8 protein-coding genes are annotated in these 13764 nt (G+C 53.6%); 6 read left to right on the forward strand and 2 right to left on the reverse strand.

The window, feature by feature from the left end:
* Window positions 1-2: 2 nt before the first annotated feature.
* Together FW415_RS07950 and FW415_RS07955 are read right to left on the reverse strand one after the other, a co-directional pair.
* Window positions 3-2423: a glycoside hydrolase N-terminal domain-containing protein gene (locus FW415_RS07950; protein WP_148383734.1), complete on the reverse strand. Its 2421-nt coding sequence runs from the start codon at window positions 2421-2423 to the stop codon at window positions 3-5.
* A gap of 635 nt (window positions 2424-3058) precedes the next feature.
* A complete protein-coding gene (locus FW415_RS07955; RefSeq protein ID WP_148383735.1) occupies window positions 3059-3346 on the reverse strand; it encodes an HTH domain-containing protein in 288 nt (95 codons plus the stop codon).
* 982 nt (window positions 3347-4328) lie between these two features.
* Between FW415_RS07955 and FW415_RS07960 the strand changes: the two genes are divergently transcribed.
* The 6 genes from FW415_RS07960 (at window position 4329) to FW415_RS07985 (ending at window position 13752) form a co-directional block, all read left to right on the forward strand.
* Window positions 4329-5786, forward strand: a complete 1458-nt coding sequence (locus FW415_RS07960) for a sulfatase (protein ID WP_148383736.1) — start codon at window positions 4329-4331, stop codon at window positions 5784-5786.
* Window positions 5787-5809: 23 nt separating this feature from the next.
* Entirely contained in the window at window positions 5810-6403 is a 594-nt protein-coding gene (locus tag FW415_RS07965; RefSeq protein WP_148383737.1) for an RNA polymerase sigma factor, read from the forward strand.
* Window positions 6404-6479: 76 nt separating this feature from the next.
* Window positions 6480-7487, forward strand: a complete 1008-nt coding sequence (locus FW415_RS07970) for a FecR family protein (RefSeq protein WP_148383738.1) — start codon at window positions 6480-6482, stop codon at window positions 7485-7487.
* Between the two features lie 124 nt (window positions 7488-7611).
* Complete coding sequence (locus FW415_RS07975) at window positions 7612-10938, forward strand: SusC/RagA family TonB-linked outer membrane protein (RefSeq protein ID WP_148383739.1); 3327 nt, start codon at window positions 7612-7614, stop codon at window positions 10936-10938.
* A gap of 13 nt (window positions 10939-10951) precedes the next feature.
* Window positions 10952-12448, forward strand: coding sequence for a RagB/SusD family nutrient uptake outer membrane protein (locus tag FW415_RS07980; RefSeq protein ID WP_148383740.1), 1497 nt, complete (start codon window positions 10952-10954; stop codon window positions 12446-12448).
* Complete coding sequence (locus FW415_RS07985; RefSeq protein WP_148383741.1) at window positions 12448-13752, forward strand: glucoamylase family protein; 1305 nt, start codon at window positions 12448-12450, stop codon at window positions 13750-13752. Before FW415_RS07980 ends, FW415_RS07985 begins: the two co-directional genes overlap by 1 nt.
* The last annotated feature ends 12 nt before the right edge of the window (window positions 13753-13764 follow it).

Consider the following 13764-nt stretch of genomic DNA (forward strand, 5'->3'; position numbering starts at 1 on the left):
GGTTATTCGATAACATATACCCCGTTTGCCCTGGTTTCAAATTCCACCGTCCGCACTTCCGCACTGCGAGGTACCAGTAGTTCCCCGTCCGGACCTTTCACGGTTTTTTCCGCCGGCAGCAGCAGGCTGCAGGAGCCGCCTTTGGCAGCATGGATGGAGGCGTTCACGATGGCACCCTTTGCCCATTGCATATCTACCGTAAATGCGCCGCGGGCGCGCAATCCGCTGACGCTGCCTTGTTGCCATCCCGCATCTGAGGGTAATGCAGGGAGCAAACGGATCGTTTGTTCCCCGCCATGGCTCTGCAATAGCATCTCCGCAATCCCGGCCGTGCCGCCGAAATTGCCATCGATCTGAAAAGGCGGGTGCGCGCAGAACAGGTTGGGATAAGATCCGCCGCCAGCGGGTTTCTTCGGGTCAACCGGCCGCAGCAGTTTATGGATAAGGGTCAGTGCATGATCGCCATCGCCGAGGCGCGCCTGGAAGTTGATCTTCCAGGCCAGTGACCAGCCGGTGCCGTCATCCCCACGTTGGCGCAGTGTTTCGCGTGCGGCTGCGGCCAGTTTCGGAGTGCCCCAGGGTGTAATTTCATCATACGGGTGAAGGCCGTACAGGTGGTTGACATGCCGGTGATGCGGTTCTGTATCTTCCCAGTCGTGCAGCCATTCATTGAGATCACCTGCGGCCCCTACCTGGTTGGGTGCCAGCTGCGCGCGCACTGTTTCCAGCTCGTTGCGCCAGCCTTCGTCCGTCCCCAGTATCTTCGATGCTTCAATGCAGGCGCCGAACAGCTCCCGGCAGATCTGCATGTCCATGGTAGGTCCCATGCAGGTGCTGGCGGTTGTGCCATCCGGCATTTTGAAGCTGTGCTCCGGTGAATTGGAGGGAGCTGTCACCAGCCATCCATGCTCCGGTTCCCTGATCAGGATAGCGCGCAGGAACCTGGCGGACTCCTTCATGACGGGGTAGTATGCTTTGAGGAAGGCCGTATCGCGGGTGAACCGGAAATGCTCCCAGAGGTGTTCGCAGAGCCATGCGGCGCCTGTGAGCGTGGAACCCCATCCCGCGCCCTCGCCGGGGGAGGTGAAGCCCCAGGGATTGGTGATCACATGCGCTACCCATCCCGGTGCGTTGTAATAGGCTTTGGCCGTTTTCACTCCCGGAGCACTGAGTGTTTTTGTATAGCGGAAGAGCGGTTCCGCCAGTTCCGGGAGGCCCGTCAGCGGCGCCAGCCAGTAGTTCATCTGAAGGTTGATATTGATGTGGTAGTCCCCGTTCCAGGGTGTCTGGTATTCCGGCGCCCATAAGCCCTGCAGGTTGGCCGGAAGGCCGCCCGGCTGCGATGAGCCGATCAGCAGGTAACGTCCGAAATTGTAGTACAGTACCGGCAGTTGGGGATCGGGTTGCTGATCGTAGTACCGCGCCAGCCTTTCGGGTGTGCTGAGGGTATCCGGTCCGGAAGCTGTACTGTTCAGGTAAAAGCGGCTGCGGTTGAAGAGCGGTCCGTAGCTGTCAGCATGCTCCCGGTATAACTGCGCCCAGGTTTTGGCAGATGCGTTGGCAAGCGTTCGTTGTACGGCAGGGAGCGGGTCCTCCCCGCGCGTTGCAAAATCTGATATGTTATAGTCCGTTGCGGCCGTAAAAAGCAATATGCATTCATGGGCGCCGGTCACCGCGATAGTAGAATCTGTAACGCGTTGTTTCCCGCCTTTGGTCTTCACCTGCATGGCGGCAGCGAAGCGCATTCCCGGTTTTGCCGCATTGGGCAGTTGCCCGGTCATGGTGATCAGGCCGGGAGCCGCCGAAACGCGGGCATGTTCTTTCCGGGCGAGCGCGAGCGTGAAGGAGAGTTTCCCTTTGCGGGAGGCGCTGAATTTAATGGCCAGTGTATTGGAGGGGATGTTGGCCCAGGCTTCCTGGGTATAGGTAACGCCGTTGCGCTGCCAGGTGGTGGTAGCCACTGCCGTCTCCAGGTCCAGTGTGCGTTTGTAGTGATGCCAGGGGCTGAGGGTATCCTGCCAGCGGACGAATATGTCGCCGAGCGTCTGGTAAGCCCCGTATGGAGCATTGGCACCTCTTCCATGGCCCGAACCGGCGCCCTTGCAGATGAAATAACGTTGCAGCAGCTCCTGGGCTTCCCGGTTGCGGCCTTTCAGCAGATGTTCCTGTATGAGCGGAAGGATGCGGTAGGCCGTATCGCTGTCCGAATCCTGCACGCCGCCTGACCATAAAGAGATCTCGTTCAGCATGATGCGGTCGTTCCAGGGATGCCCGGTGACGAGCCCGCCGATGCGGCCATTGCCCAGCGGCAACGCTTCGAGGTAATTGTCCGCTGGTGTTTTGAAATGCAACATAACATCCTGCTGCTGGGCGTACGTGGAATGGGCAATGGCTATCAAAGCCGCCAGGATCATCTTTTTCATCTTGGTCATGTCTTTTCAGGATTCAGGGCGGAGGAAATGTTATCCTCCCTGTATTAAATGTAGTGGCTAAAAGCCTAATTGTAAAGCATCGGTTAAAGAAGGGAAACAAATTGAGAAAATCCCATTATAAAGTTGGGAAGGGGGATGATGGGCGGACAGGTATTTCCGGACAGGCTTTATCGACATCAAAACGGGAAAAAGGGGTGATAGTGAGACAAAAGCAAGCAGGTGACTGAAAAGAAACCTGCAGTGTTTATTCGCATCATAGATTGATCATCTAATCTAAACCGCGTTATGAAAAAGCATCTTTTGCGGAACGGTCCTCACGATTTTCTATGTTACGAAGCCGTTAATTCAATAGTATAAAAAAAAGGCAGGTATCTGAAAAGAAACCTGCCTGCCCCTCCGTTATGGAAGAGGAATAAGCTCACTTTCAAGTATAGTGTTACTTTTTGGGGATACCACTTTATGGATAGCTGGTAATGCTTTATATCGCTTCATGATATAGTCCGGATGTAACATAACTGTTTGCTGCCTGAGCATGTTTTACAGGCGACAAAGTAAGCCACTGTCCATCATCATGGAGTTAAAAATTTGTTAACCAGGCCGGTGGTATATCAATGCAATCGGATTCACTAACTCATGAGCGCGAAAACGGTTGTGAAAATCATTACCATGGGGGAAGATGCAACCATGCTTTTCGAAAATTTGATATTGAATCCACCTTTTTCTCCATAGTAATAAGTTTCCTTGTACCTGTCGTATTCGATAGGAGCGCCCAGATCTTTCATCATCCGGAGAAATTCATATAAAGTCCTTTCGGATATCTCCAAACGGTTCGCCAGCTGGGTAGGATTCCCGGTGCCTCTGATTCGAATAAGGTAGTCGATGGTCTGTAGTCTTTCAAAATAACGCTTTGGCATTGGATCAACGGGGGTTTAAGCTAATTGGAAATGGGTTCACTCTGTTCCTGATGACTATTGGGTTGCTGTGTTGTTGTGTCTTTTACTTCAATGTTCGCCGCCTCTATAACATAAACATATAGGTCTTATTTGTCACCGGTAAGGATAAAAAAATGGGATAGCATGCATGTAATAAGTTAGATCCTGGTAAAGTTAGGGTGCGATACTGCAACCCTGTTTCAGTGAAATTTTATTTTGCGACCTGTGCTCCCCGGGTTAAAAAACAGCAACCATTATTGCATAGAATAATAATGGTTGCCTGTTGTTCAATGGTTAACCTGTGGTGTACGTTGTCTCTACAATGTTACAATGATAAAAACAATTAAATGTTAATCGGTTGTTAAACAACTGTCATTTTTTAATGCTGCGGAAGTCTCCTGTTAACAAATCCGCCTTCGCTTCCTCCGCTTAAAATAGGCAGTCGCCATAGTGCATATGGCGACTGCCCGGATCAAAAAGCACAAATTGGAGTGTAAGCGCGGAGCTTATAAAAGCTTATGGACAAAAGACCTGACTTTCTAAACGAAAATTCATGCACAATGTTACGGGGAAATGCGATTTGTTTTTGTTAATCATTTGTTAATGACAGTTGTATAATCTCAATGTTCAGGGGTTCAAATAACAATACTCCCCGGTAAAATACTACAAGTGCTACCGCGCTTGTCTTGTTCGGCACACTAGAAAAGCGCCCTGCAGAGCATGATTAAAATCCGGCGACCTCCTGGAGAATGACCTGAACCTCAGGTTTCCTGCAGTAAAACTGGCAGGCGTCTGTAATAGTCATATCCGAGTTTCCCGAACCTTAGTCTCCCTGCAGTAAGACCCGATGTGGAAATACCCGTGATAGCCCTGATCCCTGAAGATCAGGTTGACACGACCATAAACTTTTGTATATTTAAAACACTGCACATGAAACCGTGCAGTGCCTTTTTAATCCACCTGTATGAAGAAAAGTTTCCTTGCTGCCGCACTGCTGACAGCCGTCATCCTGTCTGTCAGCTTCATTCCCGCAAAAGATACCCCGCCCAATGTGATCATCATTTTCATGGACGACATGGGATATGGCGATCCCGTATGTTACGGCGGAGGCCCCTATCGTACCCCGCATCTTGACGGGCTGGCGGCGCAGGGCATGCGCTTTACGCATTTCTACGCGGCGCAGGCCGTGTGTTCCGCATCCCGCGCAGGCTTGCTCACCGGTTGTTATCCAAACCGCATCGGCATTCACGGCGCCTTGAGCCCCCGGTCTCCCTTCGCCCTGCACAACAACGAGGAAACCATTGCGGAACTGCTGAAGGCAAGGGGATACAGCACCGCGGCGGTAGGGAAATGGCACCTGGGCAGCACGGAGCCTTTTCTGCCCTTGCAGCAGGGGTTTGATGAATATCTCGGACTGCCTTACTCCAACGATATGTGGCCGGTGCATTATGACGGGAAACCGATAAAAGACACCGCCAACCATCGCGGAAGATATCCGCCGCTGCCGCTGATAGAAGGCAATACCACAAAACGGATCATTCAAACGCTGGAAGACCAGTCGCAGCTCACTTCCCTTTACACCCAACGCGCATGCCGTTTCATCCGCGACCATAAAAAAGGCCCTTTCTTTTTATACCTGGCGCACAGCATGCCGCATGTGCCCATTGCCGTATCGGAAAAATTCCGCGGCCGAAGCGGCGCGGGACTGTTCGGGGATCTGATGGAGGAGCTGGATGCTTCCATCGGGGAAGTGATGCGCACCTTGAAGGAGCAGGGGCTGGAAGATAACACCCTGGTAATCTTTACGAGCGACAACGGCCCCTGGCTGAACTACGGCAACCATGCCGGCAATACGGCCGGATTGCGGGAAGGCAAAGGCACCAGCTGGGAAGGCGGGCAGCGCGTACCCTGCATCATGCGCTGGCCGGGGAAGATCCCGGCGGGTGCCGTGAGCAACAAAGTAGCCTCCACGATCGACATATTGCCGACCGTTGCCACCATTTGCGGCGCCAGCATGCCGGAAAAGAAAATAGACGGTCTGGATATCGGCGCACTGCTGCGCGGTGAAAAAGATGCCGTTCCGCGCGAACATTTCGCATACTACTACGGCGTCAACAACCTGGAAGCTGTGCGCAAGGGAAAATACAAACTGGTATTCCCGCATAAGGGGCGCACCTACAAGAAAAACCTGCCGGGCTATGACGGTTTCCCCGGCCCGCAGCCGAATGTAGACGTGCCTTTTGCCCTCTACGACCTCAGCTCCGATCCCGGTGAAACACTGGATATACAGGCGCAGTTCCCCGAAGTGGTGAAAGCGCTGGAAGCCCTGGCCGATCAGTATCGTCAGGCGCTGGGAGATGACCTCCGGAAGATAAAAGGCACAGAGCGCAGGGAGCCGGGAAAGGTGACCGCAAAGCGGTGAAGCTTTCCTATCTTTGAGTTTCCATGTTTGCAGTATCGATCCAGGAAGACGCCGCCCATTGGAAGGCATTTTTAACAGGAAACCAGTCGTCCTACGGGCAGTTATATGCCCGTTATGCGCCACAGCTGTATAACTACGGCTGCAAGCTGTATCCGGACCGTGTACTGGTGGAAGACTGCATCCAGAATCTTTTTCTTTACCTCCTGACCCACCGCACCCGTCTCTCTGCCGTGGAAAATGTAAAAGCATACCTTGTGAAAGCCCTGCGGCGCGACCTGCTTCGGGCTGCATCAGAAGCCCGGAAACAGCAGGGGCCGCTGCCGGAAGACAGTTGTTTTGATATTGTTGTATCCCCAGAAACCCGCCTCATCAGCGATCAGGCCACACTGGCCCGCCGCGAAAAAGTAGCCGCGGAGATCAATAAACTGCCGCCCCGCATGAAAGAGGTACTGTTCCTCCGCTTTTATGAGAACCTTTCTTTTGAAGAGATTGCCGCCATTATGAACATTCATCAAAGATCTGTGTATAAGATGATGTACAAGGCTTTTGACAAACTCCGCCACCGGCTGGTAGATTTTCCCTTGTGGCTTGCCATGGGCTGGCTGCTGTGGAAATAAAAAAATATTTCTCCTCCGGAGGGATAAAACCTGTCCTCTTCTCCTCTATACATATGGTTCAATTACCGATCCTGACATGGAATGGAAAGATTATGCGGATTACGGTCCGGAAGACTTCCTGGCGGACGATTATTTTGCGGAATGGGTGTTGCGCCCCGGCAGGGAGAACGAAGCATTCTGGACGCAGTGGCAACAGCAGTACCCGGAAAGAAAGCCGATGGTGGAAGAAGCCCGCAGGATATTGTTGTCACTCGAATATGCGCGTGATGAAATGCCTGTTGAAAGTTACGACCGTATCTGGTCCGTACTGTCGGACGAAATGATGCAGCCCGCTGCAGCAGCAGACCGGTCCGGCCGGAAGTGGCCGTACGTTCTTGCTGCCGCCGTAATCACAGGTGTGCTGGCGTTGGCTGCAGTATGGTTCTTTCGGAAAGAAGCACCGACATTCATCTACGCCAGTGAATACGGAGAAAAACGGAACCTGGTACTGCCGGATAGCTCGGAGGTAGTGCTGGCGCCGCATTCCAGCCTGCGTGTAGGCCGGTTCGGGGATAAAAGAGAAGTATGGCTGGAAGGAGAGGCTTATTTCTCCATCCGCCATCAGCCGGGGAAAGCCGTGCCATTCACTGTGCATTCCCGTTCACTGGATATTGATGTGCTGGGCACCAGTTTTAATGTGAACAATTATAACGGCAATACACAGGTGGTGCTGCACAGCGGGAAGGTTTCCCTGCGGCAGGGTGAAAAAGTAGTGGTGATGCGCCCCGGCGAGCTGGTGGAGTTTGAAGCGGAAGCGCAGGAGTACCGGCAGCGGGAGGTAAAACCGGAGCCGTACACCTCATGGGTGAAAGGCATCATGAGCTTTGAGGATACCCGGCTGGACACCGTGGCGCAACGGCTGTACTACCAGTATGGCGTGAACATTGTATTTGAAGATGCCGGCCTCGCCGGTGAACGTTTCAGCGCTACCCTGCCCGAAGCCAACCTGCAGGTGGTGATCACCGCACTGAAAGAAGCCTTCGGCCTGCAGGTGAGAAAAGAAGATAACAACACCTTTGTTTTCTCCCGGATACCGGTAGAATAAAAGGCAACAGGATATAAACGGAAACCTCGGTTACAACAAAATCTGAACTGAACACAAGATCTAAACGAACAACGGCGCCATGAACTGATACATTCCCATTTCATTACCACGTAAACACGTTCTTATGAAACTAAACCTACGCGTTTATTTCACGATCTGCCTGTTATTACCTTTGGGCCTGTCCGCGCAGGAGACGGTGTACGCTGCGGGCCGGCAGGTAAAAATGGAAACATCCGCGGAAGAACCGTCCGGGCCATCCCTGCGCAGCGCGCTGGACAGGCTTGGCAAGCAGCACAGGATCAGCTTTGCATACAACAGCCGCCTGATCGCAGGTAAATCAGTACCCTCTTCCTTCAGCGCCGGAAAACGTTCGCTGGATGCCGTGCTGGATGAAATATTGCCTCCCCTGCAACTGGAATACCGCAGGATCGATGAAGCGCTGTACGTGATCAGGCCCATGCAGCTGCATGAAATTAATATAGCCGTTCCCGTCAAGGGCAGCGTAAAAGACAGTGAAGGCAATCCGCTGCCCGGTGTGACCATACAGGTGAAGGGTACCAGCATTGGTACGGTGTCGCAGCCGGACGGGTCTTTCACCCTCAACGCCCCGGATGCCAATGTTACCCTCATCTTTTCCTTCATCGGTTACGATCCGCAGGAAATACCGCTGCAGGGGAAAACAACGGTGGATGTAGTGATGAGCGCTTCCACCAGCCAGCTTGAGCAGGTAGTGGTGGTAGGGTACGGCACACAGCGCAAACGTGATCTCACCGGTTCCATTGGCAGTGTGCGGGGCGAAGAGATCACCAAACAGCCGGTGAATACCGCTACGCAGGGTATTCAGGGCAAAGTGGCGGGTGTGCAGATCATCAGCTCGGGAGCGCCCGGCTCGCAGCCGCTGGTGCGCGTGCGGGGCACCGGCAGTATGCTGGCGGGAGCAGAACCGTTGTATGTAGTGGATGGTGTGCTGACTAACGACATCCGCAACATCAATACCGCGGATATCGTATCGATGGATATTCTGAAAGATGCATCCTCCGCTGCTATTTACGGCGTGCGGGCGGCAAACGGCGTGGTGATCATCACCACTAAAAGCGGTCGCACAGGAAAAATGGAAGTCAGCTACAATATGACCGCCGGCTTCCGGGAAGTGGCCAATCTGGTGAAGATGGCCAACTCCACACAGTACCTGGATTACCTGGAGGATGCGGCGCCCAACGTTACCATTCCGCCGTACAACGTGTCCACTAACTGGTACGATGCCATTCTGCGGAAAGGCTTTCAGCAAACGCATAACGTTTCCCTCACCGGTGGCAGCGAAAAATTCCTCTATTATTTCAACGCCGGTTTTCTTACGGATGAAGGCATCGTGAACACGAACAAATACGACCGTTTTACCATCCGCTCCAACAACGAATACCGGATTGCGGACAACCTGAAGTTCGTGGCGCAGTTCTCCTATATGACGGCCAAAACGCAGTATGTTGATCTGGCCGGTATCTATACCAACACCTATCGCGCTGCGCCGGTCATACCCGTGCAGCAGAACGGAAAATATGGCAATACGGCTGCATTCGGCAATGTGGGCAATCCCGTATTGACGATCGATAAAAATGACGACCGCCTCAAAGAGAACCGCCTGCAGGGAACGGCATACCTGGAATATTCTCCCTGGAAATCCATCAGGCTGCGCTCCAGCATGAGCGTTAACCAGAGCTTTTACAACAGGCGGAGATACGGTTACCAGTTCCTGAACAACGAATCTACTTTCCTGGTGGCCGGCGGCAATCAGCAACGGACGGAAAGCACGCTGACGCTGGTGCGGGAACAGAACCAGGACTGGATATGGGACAATACGGCCACGTTCCGGCAGCGCTTCGGCGATCACGATCTGACCGTGCTGGCCGGTTATACCGCACAACAGTTTACCGGCGAATACCTTGAAGGCACCCGGAGGAATGTGCCCATGAGCGAAGACCTCTGGTACCTTATTGCAGGAGACCCCAATTCTTCCACCAACACATCGGAAGGTGATAAATATACCCGCGCGTCCATACTGGCCCGGTTGAATTATGCTTATAAGGATAAATACCTGCTCACCGCGTCCTTCAGGAATGATGCCTCTTCCCGCTTCCCTTCGGAGAACAGGAACGGCTATTTCCCTGCAGTCGGGGTGGGCTGGGTACTGTCCCGCGAAGATTTCTTCAGCGGGCAGGAGATCTTTGACTTCCTGAAGCTGCGGGGCAGCTGGGGGCGCATTGGTAACGACAACATCGAATCCAATTTGTACATACTCACGGGCAACACCGGCCAGCTGTATTTCTTCGGCGGTCAGCCTACCCTGGGCACCAGTCTTTCCGATATCAAAGACCGCAATCTTAAATGGGAGACCACCGAAGAATACGATATCGGGCTGGAGTTCACCACCCTGAAACAGCGGCTCACGGGGGAGATCAATTATTACAACAAGCAAACCATTGATGCGCTGGTGGGTGTACGCATCCCCGGCCTGCTCGGTGACCCGGACAATGAGTATATCACCAATGCCGGTTCATTCACCAACAAAGGCTGGGAATTTACCCTGCAATGGAAAGATAAGATCAGTGACGAACTGGACTATACTTTCGGCGGCAACCTCACCTTCAACAAGAATGAAGTGACCGGTCTCAACCAGGGCCAACCGCTGTTCCGCGGCGGTGTAGGCCAGCAGGGAAATATTTCGCAAACCGCCAGTGGCCATCCTATCGGCAGTTTTTATATTTTCGACGCACAGGGCGTTTTCGTCAATCAGGCGGAGATCGATGCCTATGTGAATAAAGACGGGGAAAGAATACAGCCGGATGCCCGGCCCGGCGACCTCCGTTACCGCGATGCGGATGGCGATGGTGCGATCACCAATGCAGACAAGATATTTGCAGGGTCCTATCAGCCCAAATTCTATTACGGCATCAATGCCGGTGTGAATTATAAAAATGTAGACTTCAGCCTGGATTTTTACGGCAATGCAGGCAACCACATCTACAATGGCAAAAAGGCTTTCCGTTACGAGATCACGGATAACGTAGAGGCGGCCTATGCAGACAACCGCTGGAAAGCAGACCGGCCTTCATCCACCGACCCGAGGATACTGGCAGCCAATATGCCCGCATCCACCTATTTCATGGAATCCGGCAGCTTCTTCCGGCTGAATAACATCACGCTGGGATATGCGCTGCCGAAGGATTTGCTCGAAAGGATCAATATGCAACAGGTCCGGATCTATCTCACCTCCCAGAACCTCTTTACCGTAAAGCAGTTCAGCGGTTTCTCGCCGGAGATGATATCATCCAATCCCCGTTCCAATGGTTTCATCTCCACGCAGAACAGCGCCAGTCCGCTTGAAGCAGGTATTGAACTGAATCCTTACCCCACAACCCGCACGTATGCGGTGGGTCTTAATGTTACCTTCTAAAACCAGGTTCATCATGAAAAAGCTCATTATCATCATACCGGTTATCTTCCTGCTTGTCAGTTCCGGCTGCGGCAGGGGCTTCCTGGACGTGCCGCCGCAGGGCAGGGTCACGGAAGAGGAAATACGCACCAACCCGAATGCAGCCACAGATCTGGTGAACGGCGTGTACAATATCATGTGGCTGGGAGGGTTTGGTCCCGATGTGCACGGCCTGCAGTTTGTGGTGATCACCAGCATTGTCAGCGATGATGCGGACAAAGGCAGCACACCGCAGGATTACGGCCCGGCGCTGGAGATCGATAACTTCACATACGGGCCATCCAACCAGAATGTGCAGAACTTCTGGACGGGGTATTACCAGGCCATTGCCAGGGCCAACCAGGCGCTGGACAAGCTGCCGCTCAGTCCCCTCGAAGAAGTGGAGAAGAACAGGCTCATCGGGGAAGTCCGTTTCCTGCGCGGGTACTTTTACTTCAACCTCGTGCGCACCTTCGGTGGTGTGCCGAAGATCGATAAAGTGCCGCTGCCGGAAGATGCCAATTCAGACAGTGTGCAGACGCGCGCTTCGGCAGACGATATCTATGCGCTGATCATCAGCGATCTTCAGTTTGCGGTGGACCATGTGCCGGAAAAGGGTGCCACACCGGTAGGACGCGTCACCAAAGGTGCGGCACAGGGCATGCTGGCTAAAGTGCATATGTACCGGAAGAACTGGCAGCAGGCTTTCGATCTTTCACAGGCCGTCATCAATTCCGGGCTGTATGATACGCTGTCCAGTTATGCAAATATCTGGCGCACACAGGGCGCCAATTCCATTGAATCGATATTTGAAGTACAGACCGGCACCAATGCGGCCTGTGATGCCGCCATACAATTGTACGCCAACTCGCAGGGCATTCGCGCAAGAACAGGCTGGACGGATTTCGGCTTCGGCTTCAACAATCCCACGGCAGATCTCGCCGCGGCATATGAACCGGGAGACAAACGAAAGGATGCCACGATCATCACCATACAGCCCAACGGCACCGTGCTGTGGGACGGGTTCCGGGTGCCATCGAGGGACTCCGTGGAGAACGACCGCTATAATTACAAAGCCTATCACAGCCGTACCCAGGAGCCTTACTGCAACAATCCCGACCGCACACCGAAGAACCTGCGTGTCCTGCGGTATGGCGAGGTATTGCTGATCTACGCCGAAGCCGCGAACGAGCTGGGCAACACCGGCGAAGCCATCGCCAAACTGAATATCATCCGCAGGCGCGCCGGGCTGCCCAATACCACCGCATCCGGACAGGCCGATCTCCGCCAGGCCATCTGGAACGAACGCCGGGTGGAACTGGCTATGGAACATGACCGCTTCTGGGACCTGGTGCGCCAGGGCCGGGCGGGACAGGTCATGCGCGCGCACGGCAAGAATTTTGTGGACGGGAAACATGAGCTGTTCCCCATTCCGCAGGAACAGATACTTTTAAGCAATAATCGCCTGACGCAAAATCCCGGATATAACTGATGAAAAATTTGCTGCTGTACATATGCTTCATCGCCGCATTGCCGGTGCTGGCGCAAAAGAAGAAAAAGGTGCCCCGGCCGCAGCTGGGAGATTCCGCGCTGATCACCCTCGTGCAACAACGGACGTTCGATTACTTCTGGAAGTTCGCGCATCCCGTATCCGGACTGGCCCCCGAGCGCACCATTACGCCCGAAGTGGTGACCACCGGCGGTTCCGGCTTTGGCGTAATGGCCATACTTGCAGGCATTGAGCGCGGTTTTATCACGAGGGATGAAGGATTGGAACGGCTGCTGAAGATCGTCAACTTCCTGCAGAAGGCGGAGCATTATCACGGTATCTGGCCGCACTGGATGGATGGCGCTACCGGTAAAACGATTCCCTTCAGCCGGAAAGATGATGGCGGCGACCTGGTGGAATCAGCATTTATGTTCCAGGGCCTGCTTTGCGTGCGCCAGTATTTCGATAAGGACAATCCAAAGGAGCAGCAGCTCCGCAACAAGATCAACTGGCTGTGGAACGATGCGGAATGGAACTGGTACACCCGCGATGGGCAGGATGTGCTGTACTGGCACTGGTCGCCCAACAACGGATGGAGCATGAACCACCAGGTACGCGGCTGGAATGAATGCCTGATCACCTATGTGCTGGCCGCATCGTCCCCGAACTTTTCCATTTCCCCGCGAGTTTACCACCAGGGCTGGGCCGTGAGCAATCATTTCCTGAACGGCAAAGAATATCTCGGTATAAAACTCCCGCTGGGCTTCGATTACGGCGGGCCGCTCTTCTTTACGCACTACTCCTTCCTTGGGCTGGACCCGCGTGGCCTGAAAGACCGGTATGCGGATTACTGGGAACAGAATACGAATCACACCCTCATCAACCGGCAATATTGCATCAACAACCCCAAAGGTTTCAAGGGATATGGCGCCGATTGCTGGGGCCTCACCGCCAGTGATAACCACGAATTTTACAACGCCCATTCCCCCACAAATGACCTCGGCGTGATCACACCCACAGCGGCGCTTTCCGCTTTCCCGTACACCCCGGAATATTCCATGCAGGCGCTGAAATATTTCTACAACACGGTAGGGGACAGGCTTTGGGGCGAATACGGATTTTACGACGCGTTCAATGAAACGGAAAACTGGTTCGACTACCAGTACCTCGCTATCGACCAGGGCCCGATAGTGGTAATGATAGAAAATTACCGCTCCGGGTTGCTATGGCGGCTTTTCATGAGTTGTCCCGAAATACAGACCGGCCTGAAGCGGCTGGGATTTGAAAGTCCCGCCATCCCTGAATGATAAACGAGCATA

Origin of the sequence: Chitinophaga sp. XS-30 (assembly GCF_008086345.1) — a bacterium.
Classification (GTDB): Bacteria; Bacteroidota; Bacteroidia; order Chitinophagales; family Chitinophagaceae; genus Chitinophaga.

Bases quoted from the DNA above. Each gene is read 5' to 3' on its own strand.
- FW415_RS07950 (WP_148383734.1), bottom strand. From the start codon at position 2,423: ATGAAAAAGATGATCCTGGCGGCTTTGATAGCCATTGCCCATTCCACG.
- FW415_RS07955 (WP_148383735.1), bottom strand. From the start codon at position 3,346: ATGCCAAAGCGTTATTTTGAAAGACTACAGACCATCGACTACCTTATT.
- FW415_RS07960 (WP_148383736.1), top strand. From the start codon at position 4,329: ATGAAGAAAAGTTTCCTTGCTGCCGCACTGCTGACAGCCGTCATCCTG.
- FW415_RS07965 (WP_148383737.1), top strand. From the start codon at position 5,810: ATGTTTGCAGTATCGATCCAGGAAGACGCCGCCCATTGGAAGGCATTT.
- FW415_RS07970 (WP_148383738.1), top strand. From the start codon at position 6,480: ATGGAATGGAAAGATTATGCGGATTACGGTCCGGAAGACTTCCTGGCG.
- FW415_RS07975 (WP_148383739.1), top strand. From the start codon at position 7,612: ATGAAACTAAACCTACGCGTTTATTTCACGATCTGCCTGTTATTACCT.
- FW415_RS07980 (WP_148383740.1), top strand. From the start codon at position 10,952: ATGAAAAAGCTCATTATCATCATACCGGTTATCTTCCTGCTTGTCAGT.
- FW415_RS07985 (WP_148383741.1), top strand. From the start codon at position 12,448: ATGAAAAATTTGCTGCTGTACATATGCTTCATCGCCGCATTGCCGGTG.